The sequence below is a fragment of the Mucilaginibacter psychrotolerans genome (assembly GCF_004519315.1).
GTDB lineage: Bacteria > Bacteroidota > Bacteroidia > Sphingobacteriales > Sphingobacteriaceae > Mucilaginibacter > Mucilaginibacter psychrotolerans.
In genome coordinates, this window is sequence record NZ_SOZE01000059.1 from 1 (window position 1) to 13245 (window position 13245).

At 45.1% G+C, this 13245-nt stretch carries 16 protein-coding genes; 8 read left to right on the forward strand and 8 right to left on the reverse strand.

What is annotated here, in order from left to right; translation table 11 throughout:
• Positions 1 to 180: 180 nt before the first annotated feature.
• The 4 genes from E2R66_RS27510 to lon all read right to left on the reverse strand — a co-directional run bounded on the left by E2R66_RS27510 (position 181) and on the right by lon (position 4800).
• Entirely contained in the window at positions 181 to 597 is a 417-nt protein-coding gene (locus tag E2R66_RS27510; RefSeq protein WP_133237008.1) for a hypothetical protein, read from the reverse strand.
• A gap of 88 nt (positions 598 to 685) precedes the next feature.
• A complete protein-coding gene (locus E2R66_RS27515) occupies positions 686 to 1555 on the reverse strand; it encodes an aldo/keto reductase (RefSeq protein ID WP_133237006.1) in 870 nt (289 codons plus the stop codon).
• Between the two features lie 179 nt (positions 1556 to 1734).
• Positions 1735 to 2148: a DUF1761 domain-containing protein gene (locus E2R66_RS27520; protein ID WP_133237004.1), complete on the reverse strand. Its 414-nt coding sequence runs from the start codon at positions 2146 to 2148 to the stop codon at positions 1735 to 1737.
• Between the two features lie 180 nt (positions 2149 to 2328).
• Positions 2329 to 4800 carry an endopeptidase La gene (gene lon, locus E2R66_RS27525; protein ID WP_133237002.1) on the reverse strand — a complete coding sequence of 824 codons (2472 nt, stop codon included), beginning with the start codon at positions 4798 to 4800 and terminating at the stop codon, positions 2329 to 2331.
• Positions 4801 to 5168: 368 nt separating this feature from the next.
• Between lon and E2R66_RS27530 the strand changes: the two genes are divergently transcribed.
• The 3 genes from E2R66_RS27530 (at position 5169) to E2R66_RS27535 (ending at position 6728) form a co-directional block, all read left to right on the forward strand.
• Positions 5169 to 5612 carry a DUF6934 family protein gene (locus E2R66_RS27530; protein ID WP_240049541.1) on the forward strand — a complete coding sequence of 148 codons (444 nt, stop codon included), beginning with the start codon at positions 5169 to 5171 and terminating at the stop codon, positions 5610 to 5612.
• 32 nt (positions 5613 to 5644) lie between these two features.
• Positions 5645 to 5809 (forward strand): hypothetical protein, encoded by a 165-nt coding sequence (locus E2R66_RS28735; protein WP_192902015.1) that lies wholly within the window; start codon positions 5645 to 5647, stop codon positions 5807 to 5809.
• A gap of 325 nt (positions 5810 to 6134) precedes the next feature.
• Positions 6135 to 6728 (forward strand): tetratricopeptide repeat protein, encoded by a 594-nt coding sequence (locus tag E2R66_RS27535; RefSeq protein ID WP_158288527.1) that lies wholly within the window; start codon positions 6135 to 6137, stop codon positions 6726 to 6728.
• On the opposite strand, the gene E2R66_RS27540 is transcribed toward E2R66_RS27535, so the two are convergent.
• A complete protein-coding gene (locus E2R66_RS27540; RefSeq protein WP_133236998.1) occupies positions 6729 to 7262 on the reverse strand; it encodes a hypothetical protein in 534 nt (177 codons plus the stop codon).
• A 4-nt stretch (positions 7263 to 7266) separates the two neighbouring features.
• Positions 7267 to 8820, reverse strand: coding sequence for a 2,3-bisphosphoglycerate-independent phosphoglycerate mutase (gene gpmI, locus E2R66_RS27545; RefSeq protein ID WP_133236996.1), 1554 nt, complete (start codon positions 8818 to 8820; stop codon positions 7267 to 7269).
• Positions 8821 to 8882: 62 nt separating this feature from the next.
• On the opposite strand from gpmI, the gene E2R66_RS27550 reads away from it, so the two are divergent.
• The 5 genes from E2R66_RS27550 (at position 8883) to E2R66_RS27570 (ending at position 12531) form a co-directional block, all read left to right on the forward strand.
• Positions 8883 to 9278, forward strand: coding sequence for a DUF4783 domain-containing protein (locus E2R66_RS27550; RefSeq protein WP_133236994.1), 396 nt, complete (start codon positions 8883 to 8885; stop codon positions 9276 to 9278).
• 46 nt (positions 9279 to 9324) lie between these two features.
• Positions 9325 to 10173, forward strand: a complete 849-nt coding sequence (gene nadC, locus E2R66_RS27555; protein WP_133236992.1) for a carboxylating nicotinate-nucleotide diphosphorylase — start codon at positions 9325 to 9327, stop codon at positions 10171 to 10173.
• Positions 10174 to 10221: 48 nt separating this feature from the next.
• The gene (gene plsY, locus E2R66_RS27560; RefSeq protein ID WP_133236990.1) at positions 10222 to 10869 is read left to right on the forward strand and encodes a glycerol-3-phosphate 1-O-acyltransferase PlsY; all 648 of its coding nucleotides are present in this window, start codon (positions 10222 to 10224) and stop codon (positions 10867 to 10869) included.
• A 5-nt stretch (positions 10870 to 10874) separates the two neighbouring features.
• Positions 10875 to 11681, forward strand: coding sequence for a M48 family metallopeptidase (locus E2R66_RS27565; RefSeq protein WP_133236988.1), 807 nt, complete (start codon positions 10875 to 10877; stop codon positions 11679 to 11681).
• Positions 11682 to 11799: 118 nt separating this feature from the next.
• A complete protein-coding gene (locus E2R66_RS27570; protein ID WP_133236986.1) occupies positions 11800 to 12531 on the forward strand; it encodes a YqjF family protein in 732 nt (243 codons plus the stop codon).
• A 3-nt stretch (positions 12532 to 12534) separates the two neighbouring features.
• On the opposite strand, the gene E2R66_RS29360 is transcribed toward E2R66_RS27570, so the two are convergent.
• Entirely contained in the window at positions 12535 to 12801 is a 267-nt protein-coding gene (locus E2R66_RS29360) for a type II toxin-antitoxin system VapC family toxin (protein WP_133237010.1), read from the reverse strand.
• 94 nt (positions 12802 to 12895) lie between these two features.
• Positions 12896 to 13090, reverse strand: coding sequence for a hypothetical protein (locus tag E2R66_RS27580; RefSeq protein WP_133236984.1), 195 nt, complete (start codon positions 13088 to 13090; stop codon positions 12896 to 12898).
• Positions 13091 to 13245: the final 155 nt, after the last annotated feature.

Genomic DNA, 13245 nt, shown 5'->3' on the forward strand with positions numbered 1-13245 from the left:
GGCAACTTATCTAAAAGAACAATTAGTGCCTATCTGGTACCATATCCAAAACAGTGGTAAATACACTCCGAAAAGACTGCTTTTAAATATATAGGGCAGTCGACTTATTCACCAAACCCTAGTTAATCAATAAAACGGCGTAGCTCTCTTGAGCGCAAAAAAAAATCAAACAGCGAAAAATCAGCGGTTCAGATACCCCGTAAATGCCCAGCGCTCATCATGTCCTTTTGTGTAGTTCACGGTGTAGCCTTTGCCGTCGCTGCGGATATCGAAGGATAGACTGTTGATGCTTTTATCGTGCGGGATAAACATCTCCAGGATACTATCAGCCATAAACTGGATGGTTTGGGCTTCGGTAGGTTCGGGAGGAGCAGGGAGAGGTATATCCAGGCTGGCTTTATAATCTGCAAAGGTTTCAAAAAGTTCTTTGCCGCCTGTCACGTCGTCTTCGTAGGCTTTTGCGGCGTTAAAAGCGGCTTCTTCTGCCTGCAGGCGGTATTCTTCCATGGCTTTAAGCAAACCATCTGCCGAAATTTCGCGCATACCGTCCGCACCCTGGCTGTAATAACTATTCAGTATTTCTTCCTTGCTTTTCATCCGGCGTAAAAATACATCGAACGATTTTTATATCCCATTAAAAAGGATGCCATTTTTGAAGAAAGCATCCTTTTTTACGGTTTATTAATTATCCAACCGGCGGCGAAATGCCATCCAGTTCGGCTATATCTTCGGCATCCAATACTACTCCGGCTGTTTCCAGATTTTCCTCCAGGTGTGCCACGCTCGAGGTGCCCGGTATCAGCAAAATATTCGGCGAATGGTACAGCAGCCAGCTTAGGGCTACCTGGTGTACAGATGCGCTATGCTTTGCAGCTACTTTTTGCAGTTTTTCTTCGGCGGCTACGTTGCCTGCACTTAAAGGAAACCAGGGAATAAAGGCGATATTTTCCTGCGCGCAATATTCCAGCACGCCTTCCCATTTGCGGTTATCCACGCTGTACATGTTCTGTACCGATACCACTTCGAAATACTCACGTGCTTTTTTGATATCGTCTACGCCCACTTCTGATAGGCCGATGTGTTTGATTTTGCCTTCCTGCTGCGCCTGCTTTAAAAATTCAAAGGTCTCTTCGGCGGGCACTTTTGGGTCGATGCGATGGAGTTGGTACAGGTCTATCTGCTCCAGCTTAAGACGTTTCAGGCTGCCTTCCAAGGCTTCTTTCAAGTGCGCCGGACTGGCATCCACCGGCCATTGATCTGGACCGGTGCGCAGCAGGCCACCCTTGGTGCCAATGAGCAAGCCGGCTGGGTAGGGGTAAAGCGCCTCGGCAATCAGTTCTTCGGATACGTTGGGTCCGTAGCTGTCGGCGGTATCTATAAAATTTACGCCTAACTCCACCGCGCGTTTCAATACGCGGATAGACTCATCGTGGTCTTTTGGCGGCCCCCAGATGCCTTTGCCGGTGATGCGCATAGCACCATAGCCTATGCGGTTAACGGTAATATCGCCACCTATGGTAAATGTTTTTTGGTAAGATGCAGTTTGATTACTCATGGTTGATGAAGATTGTTTATCAATGCAAAAGTAACAGTACGGCTTGGGTTTTTGTTCGTCAGGGTATTGTCTGAACTTGAATTTTAAGGGATTTTTTGGATTTACAGAATGTGTAAGTGTTGCCACCATTATATTTTCTGTTAATTCCCTTAATTCCTTAAAATTCGAGTTTCAGACCATTATATGTGCGCCCGCCATGCACCCAATATCAGGCCCATAAGCGTTAAGGATACCACACTGTAGCCGCCGTTGATGAATATATGCCGCCAGGATTTGAGTTCGAACAGGCTATGGGTGGCAATGGCCCCGAAAGTCCAGATACCTGCGGCGAACCCAGCAGCTGTGCCGAATTTGATATCTACTTTAGGATCTGCAAGAAAGAAAGCCAAATTGGCCGACATGATCACAGAGAAAAGTGCGGTAAAACCAAATATTTTGCCTTTGTTGCCGGCTTTTACCTGCTCTTCGCTAAGGCCGCTGTCTTTCATCCATACGTTTCCGAAAAGCGGGCGCGAGTACCATACACCGCCAACTGCAAAGGCAGACAGGCCGGCCACTACTACAGCGGGCCAGTTTACAAGATTAATGTCCATAATTAATTGGGATTAAAGGTTTTCTATAAATTTAGGTAATTATGGATGATATATGCAAATGGGCGGGGGCTGATTTCGGATGTGTCCACATGAGCCAATTGAACTGTCTCTAGCATAAAAAAGCAGGGAAACCTTGTGGATATCCCTGCCCTTTTTTGGCTAAGCCAAAGTGATCATTTATTATAAAACAGGTTTCGTTTCTTTTTCCTTCACCGTCAAATCCAGCGCGTTGCTTACTTTTTCGTTCAGCAGGGCTAATTCAATTACTTCCTTCATGTCGGTTACGTAATGGAATTTCAGATCCTTGATGTAATCTTCTTTTATTTCGAGGATATCCTTTTGGTTCGATTTGCAGAGGATGATCTCCTTAATATTGGCACGTTTGGCAGCCAGTATCTTCTCCTTAATGCCGCCCACAGGCAACACACGGCCGCGCAGGGTTATTTCGCCCGTCATGGCCAAATGTGGTTTTAACTTGCGCTGGGTAAATGCTGAAACCAATGCGGTGAGCATGGTTACGCCTGCAGATGGGCCATCCTTAGGGGTAGCGCCGGCGGGTACGTGTACATGCACGTCCCACTGCTCAAATAGCTTTGGGTTGATGTCGAAAGTGTTTGCATGTGCACGCAGATATGCCAGCGCAATGGTTACCGACTCCTTCATTACATCGCCCAGGCTGCCGGTAAGGGTAAGCTTGCCGTTGCCGGGGCTAAGGCTCGATTCGATGAACAGGATGTCGCCACCAACCGATGTCCAGGCTAAGCCTGTCACTACGCCGGCGATGTCGTTATTCTCATAAAGGTCCTTGTCGTAAAAAGGTGCACCTAATATTTTAACCACATCCTTTTTATTCACCGCAGGGTTGTATTCTTCTTCCATGGCGATGTTTTTGGCAACGCCACGTACAACCGAGCCTATGCGTTTTTCCAACGCACGCACGCCCGATTCGCGGGTGTAATCTTCTATCAAGCGCTCTACTATCTCGTTTTTAATGATAACCTGCTTGTTGTTTAAGCCGTGGGCTTCGCGTTGCTTAGGCACCAGGTGGCGTTTTGCTATTTCTACTTTTTCTTCGATAGTATAACCGTTCACTTCGATGATTTCCATACGATCGAGCAAAGCGGGCTGTATGCTGCTTAAGGAGTTTGCTGTGGCAATGAACATCACGTTAGATAAATCGAAATCCATCTCTACGTAGTTGTCATAAAAAGTAGCATTCTGTTCCGGGTCAAGCACCTCCAGTAGGGCAGATGAAGGGTCGCCACGGAAATCGTTGCTTACCTTATCTATCTCATCCAAAATAAACACCGGGTTGGCAGCGCCTGCTTTTTTCACCGACTGGATGATTCTGCCCGGCATAGCGCCGATATAGGTTTTGCGGTGGCCCCGTATCTCGGCCTCATCGCGTACGCCGCCTAGGGCCATACGCACGTATTTACGGCCCAAAGCTTTGGCAATAGATTTACCCAAGGAAGTTTTACCAACGCCAGGAGGCCCAACCAAACAAAGGATAGGGGCTTTCATGTCGTGTTTCAACTTCAATACGGCCAGGTATTCGATAATGCGTTGCTTCACTTTATCCAGCCCAAAGTGGTCCTTGTCCAGCACTTTTTGGGCGCGTTTAAGGTCAAAATTGTCTTTGGTGAACTCGTTCCAGGGCAAATCGAGCAAAAGCTCCAGGTAATTTATCTGTACCGAATAATCGGCAGCGGCAGGGTTGGTGCGGGTAAGTTTTTCCAGTTCTTTAGAAAACTGGGTCTTTACTTCCTTGCTCCATTTTTTCTTTAGGGCACGCTGACGCAGGTTCTCTATCTCCAGATCGGGAGAGGTGCCGCCCAGTTCTTCCTGTATGGTTTTCAGCTGCTGGTTCAGGAAGTAGTCGCGTTGCTGCTTGTCCAAATCAACACGCACTTTAGTTTGGATCTGGTTCTTCAGCTCCAGCATCTGCAGGTCTAAAGTCAAATGTTCCAGCACCAGGTTTATCCTGTCGCGCAGGCTGGCGGTTTCCAGCAGGTTTTGCTTGGCCGCCATATCCGCATTCATATTGGATGATATGAAATTGATGAGGAAGTTGGTGCTCTCGATGTTACGGATAGCTATGCCTGCCTCGCTGGGGATATTGGGCGATAGCTGTATAATATTCATGGCCATGTCTTTTACAGACGATACCATGGCTTTAAACTCTTTATCCTCCTTGGGCTTTACCTCTTTAAAAGGTTCAACGGTAGCTTTAATGTAAGGCTCGCTTTGCACTTCATCTTTCAATACGAAACGCTTTTTGCCCTGTAAGATCACGGTGGTGTTACCATCGGGCATTTGCAGCATTTTAATGATGAGGGCAATAGTACCCACGCGGTTAAGCTGACTAAAATTGGGGTCTTCTATACTCACATCCTGCTGGGCAACCACACCAATAAGACGTTTGCCTTTGTTGGCATCGCGTATCAGTTTGATAGATTTATCGCGGCCTACGGTAATAGGAATCACCACGCCGGGAAATAACACAGTGTTGCGCAGTGGAAGTATAGCTAAAATATCGGGAACCTGCTCGTTATTCATCTCTTCTTCGTCCTCTGACGACATCAGCGGGAAGAATTCAGAATCTTCGTTTATAGCAGCGGTGTTTTTAAAATCAAAAGGATCGAAACTCATCAATACGTTCGGTTAAGGATAGACAACGCCATATTGTCAGCCGCGGCGAGCCGCAGGCATATTAAATAGGGGTTGGCTATCAGTTTTATATATACAAATATACTGTTTCAAGCACTATGCCAATATAGGTTTATTTGAGCGGGTATTTTGGCTGCGTGCTTAAGTATTTGATTTATTAGACGTTGCGGGGAGGGAAATGTTTCAGGACGATTTAGTGGCGGGCTGGGATAGTGGAAAAAAAGTCATGTTGGGGAGTTCTCACCCGCAAACAAGGCCGAGGACTTGTTTATCAAAGAATTATTTAACAATTTGAGGTCACAATTTGCGACATCAAATTCGCTTGCCGCCTTATTACAATTTAATATTCGATGATTAATCTTCCACATTATAGCTATTTTACAGATGACTTTCGTGAATACGAATTTTACAGCGACGGGCCTAATGGTCGGATTAAAAAAAGAGTGACTTTTACGAGAGTTCAGGAAAAACCCGTTGTTTATAACCTCGCGCTTGTTGATGTGATTTCAGATAGTGGAGCAATCAGTGATTTGACTGTAAGTGATAATGGTGACAGGGATATTATACTTTCCACGGTAGCTTATACTGTTAGAGATTTCAGTACTTATCATGGAAATCATCTTATTCATGCAAAAGGAAGCACTTCGGTTAGAACTCGGCTTTATCAAATCGCAATCAGCGGATTGTTCGATGAGATTAGCATAGATTTTGAAGTGTATGGGATTATAGATAACGCTATATATACCTTTCAAAGAAATGTGAACTATGAAGCATTTTTGGTAAGAAAGAAGTAATTTGATATATTTGAAATAAAGAAAGGAGTTCTATGCCAACCATTAAAAAAACAAAGAGTAATATAACTTACGGTGGTGGTGCCATAGTAGTTAAGAATCTTAAAAGCTATGCCGACGACCCCGTAATTGTAAAAAAGAACGAGGAAGCCAGAATTGCGGTGAGCAAACTTGTTTTCCCCGATGATTTAAAGAAGTAAAATACTCAAAGTCTATAAAAAGAGCCGGCGACAAGTCGGCTTTTTTGTTTTTAATATTTTAAGGAGCCAATTCGCTATTTAAAATACTAATCGAACATCGGTACGATAAATATTTTCTATAGATACAATAAAGTGCAATATTCAACGTTCAGGCTTTAAATCCGAAAAAACTTCGGCAGCTCTTCTGCATCACTGTTCCTCCAAATTTTTCCAACAAAAAATAGCCGTTTAGTATAATATTTTATACTATTGCAAGTTAATATACTACAATTTTGTTACACACGTTAGGTATTTAATGAGGCTCTCGGCAATAATTTCCCTTCTCGTGATTACGTCCCTCGAATCATCGGCACAAAATGCCTATGTAAAATTGGGCCAGCAGGCATTTATGGATGGCAATTTCAAAACTGCGGTGGCGCAGTTAGAGAAAGCCTGCCTGGTAGATTCTACCAACGCCAATGCCTACTGGATGCTGGGCTACTCGTACTACCACAGCGAAAATTACCGCAAATCTATCGCCGCCTATACCAAAGCTATTTTTATTAACCCTGTTGATGCTACGGCTTATTACTACCGCGCACGCGCCAAAAGCTTTTTGGGTAAAGATACCTACCTCTCGCCCGATGAAAGAGAGAAGTACCTACTAGGTGCTATCTTTGATTTGACCAAGGCCATTGCAATGGACCCAACAGAGCAAACCAAAAGCTATCAAACCCGCGGTATTGCTTACCGGGAATATGGCATATTCAAGCTGCAAGCCAACCAAAAAAACTACGATAAGGTGAGGGGTATCAACTCCTTGCGTGCCTCTATTTCCGATTTGGAGAAAGTGTTGAACGATAACCCCGGCCGCACAGATATATCTTCGCTGTTGGATATATCTAAAGAAAAACTGGCTTCTGCCACAGGCAAACACTAATCAAAAAACGCCTTTAATCAGGTAATCATTCTCGCCCATTACTTTCACTTTTTGCTGCTTTTCTATCGAATAGAACTGCCCCGGCGTATAGTTGAGCGTTTCGGTAGTGTTGTATAAGATGTTGTGAATATTGTTGAGGATATAAACCGATACCACCTTGCCATTGCTTTTGCGAATAACGATACGGCGGGTCTTCAGTTCTGGGAATTTGGCCCGGTAAATAAGGCTATCTGCGCTTTCCTTTACGCTGTAGCTGTCCTTCCAGGCGGGTTTGTTGATGTCGGAAGAGGTGAATAAGTCAAATTCCTGTCCCCAGCTAGCAATTTTCAGCTTTTTGGTCTGGCTATCGCCGTTGTGACTTACCGTTTTAGTGATGGTTGGGTTCAGCTTTGCCAATCGGGCAGAATCGGCTTTGAAAAACTCCTTCAGGTCGAAGTATTTCAGTTTGGCACCGGTTTCCTTAATTTCCGGTTTACAGGCGAACCAGCTGCATAAAAGCAACACGCCGCCTGTAAAAAGGATATATTTTCGCAATGGTTTATACCAATACATTGCCGCTCATTTCCACAGGGATAGGCACGCCCATCATGCTTAAAATAGTTGGCGCAATATCGCCCAGCTTGCCATCTTTTACGGCTTTAACATCGCTATCTATCACAATACAGGGCACCAAATTGGTGGTGTGTGCAGTATTTGGTGAGCCATCGTCGTTAATCATGTAATCGGCGTTGCCATGGTCGGCAATGATAATGAACGAGTAGCCGTGTGCCAGGCCGGTTTCTACAACCGCTTTGGTGCAGGCATCTGCCGTTTCGGCGGCTTTAACCACCGCGCTGAAAACGCCTGTATGACCCACCATATCGGTATTGGCAAAGTTAAGGCAAACAAAATCGGGCCATTCGGCAATCAATTCCGGGATAATCGCATCGCGGATACCTGCTGCGCTCATTTCGGGCTGTAAATCGTAGGTGGCCACCTTTGGCGATGGCACTAATAAGCGCTTCTCGTTGATGAATTCTTTTTCGCGGCCGCCGCTGAAAAAGAAGGTTACGTGCGGGTATTTCTCGGTTTCGGCAATACGGATTTGGTTCTTATTAGCTCCTTCTAAAACTTCGCCCAGTGTTTTGCTCAGGTCGTCCTTACGGAAAACAACGCTTACATTTTTAAAGGTTTCGTCGTACGAGGTCATGGTTACATACTTCACATCCAGCGGGTGCATATTGTATTCCGGGAAGGGTTTCTGTGTAAGCGCCAATGAAATTTCTCGGCCCCTGTCTGTACGGAAGTTGAAGCAGATTACCACATCGCCCTCTTTTATAACAGCCACGGGTTTACCATAGCTATCCACATGTACAATCGGCAGTATAAATTCGTCGGTAACGCCTTCGTCGTATGATTTTTGGATAGAAGCGACGATGTCTTGCGAACCTTCACCCTCGCCGTTCACCAGCAGGTCGTAAGCTTTCTTAACGCGCTCCCAACGGTTGTCGCGGTCCATAGCGTAGTACCTGCCAATGGCTGATGCCAGTTTGGCGGAGGTAGGGGCAATATGCTGGTTCAGCTCATCTATAAATCCAAGGCCGGAATTCGGATCGGTATCGCGGCCATCTAAAAAGGCATGGATAAATACTTTATCTAAACCTAATTGCGTGGTAGCATCCACCAAACCTATTACGTGTTTGATGTGGGCATGTACGCCACCATCGCTCACCAGGCCTATCAGGTGTACATCCTTGTCATTGGCTTTGGCATAGTTAAATGCTTCCAGAAGGGTGTCGTTTTGCACAAATTCGTTATCAATAACAGCTTTGTTGATGCGACCCAGTTCCTGGTACACCACGCGGCCGGCACCCAAATTCATATGACCAACTTCCGAGTTGCCCATCTGCCCTTCGGGAAGGCCCACGGCGAGCCCTGAAGCTTCGAGCTTTGAGTTTGGATAATTGGCTATCAGCGAATCGAAAAATGGCGTGTTGGCAGCCAGTATAGCGTTAGATTCGTCTTCACGGCCGTAACCCCAGCCATCGAGTATAATTAATGCGACTTTTTTATTGTTTTCCACAATGCAAATATAAAAGCAACGTTTAAACATTATAATTTAAAAACGGGTTTATTTTTTTGTGCAACCTTTTTTTAGTTTATTGGTCATATCTTATGATGAAACTAAAATACTTGCCCATAGTGGTACTCCTTTACCTGGTACCAACTGTTTGTTTAGCCGGCCCTATTGATAAAATTGCCGAGCTGATAAAGCAGGGGAACGCGCACGAACTTGCCAAATATTTTGCCGCCTCGGTTGATATTACCGTTGTAGATAATACCAATGTTTACAGTAAAGTACAGGCGGAGGTTATCCTGGAGAAATTCTTTAAAGAAAACAAACCGCTCTCTATAGCCGTGCTGCATCGTGTTAACTCCAGTGCCACCTATAATTTTACCGTATATTTGCTAAATACTGATAAAGGAAAGTACCGTGTTGCTTGTACGATGAAAGAGGTTGAAAAGGCAATGGTGGTGATAGAACTGCGCATCGAAACCGAAAAAACCTAATTACTCATCAATTGTTCTTACTTTTGAACTCAAAATTCGAAAAGGTTTGGACAAACAACTTATACACCAGTTTATAGTAAACGCGCTGAGCGAAGACGTTGGCGACGGCGACCATACATCTCTTGCCACCATTGAGGCCGGCACCCGGGGCAAAGCAAAACTCTTAGTAAAAGATACGGGTATTTTAGCGGGCGTAGAATTGGCTAGAGAAATATTTGAGGTGGTTGACCCGAACCTTAAGATGGAAGTTTTCCTGAATGATGGTGCCGAGGTAAAGCCAAAAGATATTGCCTTTACGGTAGAAGGCGATGCCCGTAATATACTCACCGCCGAGCGGCTGGTACTCAATTGCATGCAGCGTATGAGCGGTATTGCTACCAAAACCAACGAAATTGCCGATCTGCTGAAAGGAACCAACACCAAAGTTTTAGACACCCGCAAAACTACCCCCGGCTTTCGCTACCTCGAAAAATGGGCCGTGCGCATAGGCGGCGGCGTAAACCACCGCATAGGCCTTTATGATATGATATTGATAAAGGATAACCATGTGGATTACTCGGGCGGCATAAGGCCTGCTATAGAGAACGCCAACCGTTACCTGCTGGAAACGGGTAGAAAACTGGCTATAGAAATAGAAGTGCGCAACCTGGACGAGCTGGAGCAGGTATTACAAACGGGCGGCGTAAATCGTATTTTGTTGGATAATTTTGATTTCGACACCTTAAGGCAGGCCGTTGGGATGATCGAAGGCCGGTACATTACCGAGGCATCGGGCGGGATAACTATCGATAACATACGCGATTACGCCGACTGCGGCGTAGATTACGTATCGGTGGGCGCGCTCACCCATTCTGTAAAAAGTTTAGACCTCAGCCTTAAGGCCGTTAAATTATAAATGAATATATTGCAGTATATAACATCAATTTAATATTATTGCAGGCAGATGCTATCAATCTATTCCATTTTAGCGCTTATTCTTGCTTATTGTTTCGGTTCAATCCCTACAGCAGTATGGATTGGGCAGGCTTTTTACAATATTGACGTACGCGAATATGGCAGTGGCAACGCCGGCGCAACCAACACCTTCAGGGTTCTGGGTAAAAAGGCCGGTATCCCTGTAATGCTGCTGGATATCCTGAAAGGGTGGACGGCTACCAACCTGGCCTATATCATCGGCGTATCTACCACCGGCGCTTATCATTCCGTTGCTTTTACAAACTATTCCCTGGCTTTGGGTGTAGCGGCTGTTATGGGCCACTTGTTCCCTGTATTTGCGGGCTTTAGGGGTGGCAAAGGTGTTGCCACGCTTTTTGGAATGATATTGGCTATTAACCTGCAGGCATCTTTACTTTGTGTGCTTGTTTTTCTGGTGGTTTTGTTATTGACACAATATGTGTCCTTAGCGTCCATATCCGCAGGTTTTATATATCCCATCGGTGTAACGTTCATTTTTCCGGTGTCTATTAAATCGGTCGTTATTTATGGGATGTGCATATTTTTGCTGATACTGGTAACCCACCAAAAAAACATAGAGCGCTTATTGAAAGGTAAAGAGTCGAAAGTTAATTTATTCAAGAAAAAAACCGCCTGAGTACCATGAGGACACTTAAACCCCTATTACTTGCCGCAATTGTGGCAGTTACTATCTACGCCTGTTCTACCGTTCCTTTGACAGGCCGCTCGCAATTATCGCTGGTGAGCGACGACCAGATAAATCCTGCCGCTGCTGCCAGCTACAAAGAACTCCTTTCAGACCCTAAAACGGTTGTTGTAAACAATGGTGCCGATGCCCAGCGCGTTAAACGTATAGGCCAGCAATTGGCTGTTGCCATAGAACAATACTTAAATGCTAACGGCTATGCCAATCAATATAGCTTTCAATGGGAGTTTAACCTCATCAAAAGCGACGAGATAAACGCCTGGTGTATGCCCGGTGGCAAGGTAGCTGTTTACAGCGGTTTGCTGCCTGTGGCGCAAACTGATGCGGGTTTAGCCGTAGTAATGGGCCATGAGATTGGCCACGCTATTGCGCGCCACTCTGCCGAGCGTATGTCGCAGCAGTTGGCCTTGCAAGCGGGCGGTACCGCAGTTGGCGCAGCAACAGGTAACAAATCTGCCGCTACGCAAGCTGTTATTGGGCAGCTTTACGGTGTAGGTGGTCAGTTGGCGTTGTTGAAATATTCGAGGGCTCAGGAATCAGAAGCCGACCGTTTAGGGTTAACCTTTATGGCCATGGCTGGTTACGACCCACGCCAGGCTGTTGCCTTTTGGCAACGCATGGCAGGACAAAACAAAGGCGGCACCCCTCCGGAATTTTTAAGCACCCACCCATCTGATGCTACTCGTATTGCTAACATGCAAAAGTTAATACCAGAGGCGCTAAAGTATTATAAGGGTAAGTAAACCCTACTGGTCAATTCAACCACAAAGAACACAAAGATTTACACAAAGGGCACAAAGAAAAAACTTTGTGCCCTTTGCGTTTTTTATCTTTGCGTTCTTTGTGGTAAAATAACAAAATATGTCTAAATCCCGCTTTCTCACCGCCCAATGGAAAAACCTCATCATGCTGAATTACGAGGTGGACCCCGGGATACTGAAACCCTACCTGCCCGCCGGCACAGAAATAGACTTGTGGGAAGGGAAGGCTTTGGTAAGCATGGTGGGTTTCCTGTTTAAAGAAACCAAGGTATTGGGCGTTAAATGGCCTTTTCATGTAAACTTTGAGGAGGTAAACCTGCGTTTTTACGTGCGCCATTTTGACGGGCAGGAGTGGAAGCGTGGTGCGGTTTTCGTGAGCGAGATAGTACCAAAACCAGTAATTACCGTAATTGCCAATACGCTTTATAAAGAGCACTACCGCTCCCTGCCTATGCGGCATTCCATAACCAAAGATGGCGCTAGCCATACCCAATTTTTATACGAATGGAAACTAAACGGCCGCTGGAACAGCTTAGGGGCAACGGTGCGTAACTCACTGGTTAAAATAGAGCATGGCAGCCCGGAAGAATTTATTTTTGAGCATTACTGGGGCTATAACCGCCTTACCGATACCAAAACCATGCAGTACCAGGTAGAGCATATTTCCTGGCAGGTTGCCGAAGTAAAAGATTATGTATTTGATGCCGACATCGCCGAACTATACGGTGAGGCTTGGGTGCCTTATCTATCTGTAAAACCGGTCTCAGCCTTTTGGGCGAATGGTTCGGATATTTCAGTTAGGATAGGGGATAAGTTGGTGGTAGAGGATTAGCCCTTATATTTGGTAGGGGTCTATAACTTCCAAACCAGCAATGTTTTTGAAGTCGCGAACGTTACGCGTAATTAATCTGTGACCATGAGTTATCGCAGTTGCAGCGATTATCGCATCAGGTAGTTTTATCTTTATGATTTTTCGCAGCGCTATCGTCTGCTCAATAATCTCTTCGGAAAGGTGATGAATAATAGCCGTATCTATAAAAGAGGCCAAGCCTTCAGTAGCGGACGAGTGCCCAAGTACTTCTATCCGATTAATAATTGATATATAAAAGCGCTTTTGTCTAAGATATCTTCAAAATATTGAGCTGCGTAATCAGGCATCAAGTCTGAAGTGTAGTCTAGAATAACGTTGGTGTCTATTAGAAACGTCTTTCCCACTCTTCACGATCTTTTTCAATGTCTAAAATCATTTGCTTTGCCACTTCCTTATTAAGTACGCCGCGAAATTCAGATGGTTTTCTTTTTGATTTTGGTTGAGCCGGTTCTTGTATCAACACCCTGACATCTTCATGTTTTGCAGCAATACGGTCCCACTCATTAAGGGGAACAAGCACCGCAGTTGGGTTACCTGCTTCATCTGAAACATATTTAGGGCCTGGTGAATATCGTATATATAATTGATTGTTAGTATATTATATAATAAATTCCTTTTAAAAGTGCAAAGGTTTTAGTATTTTAGGGTCATAATCCTTGCACTAATGATCAAGTA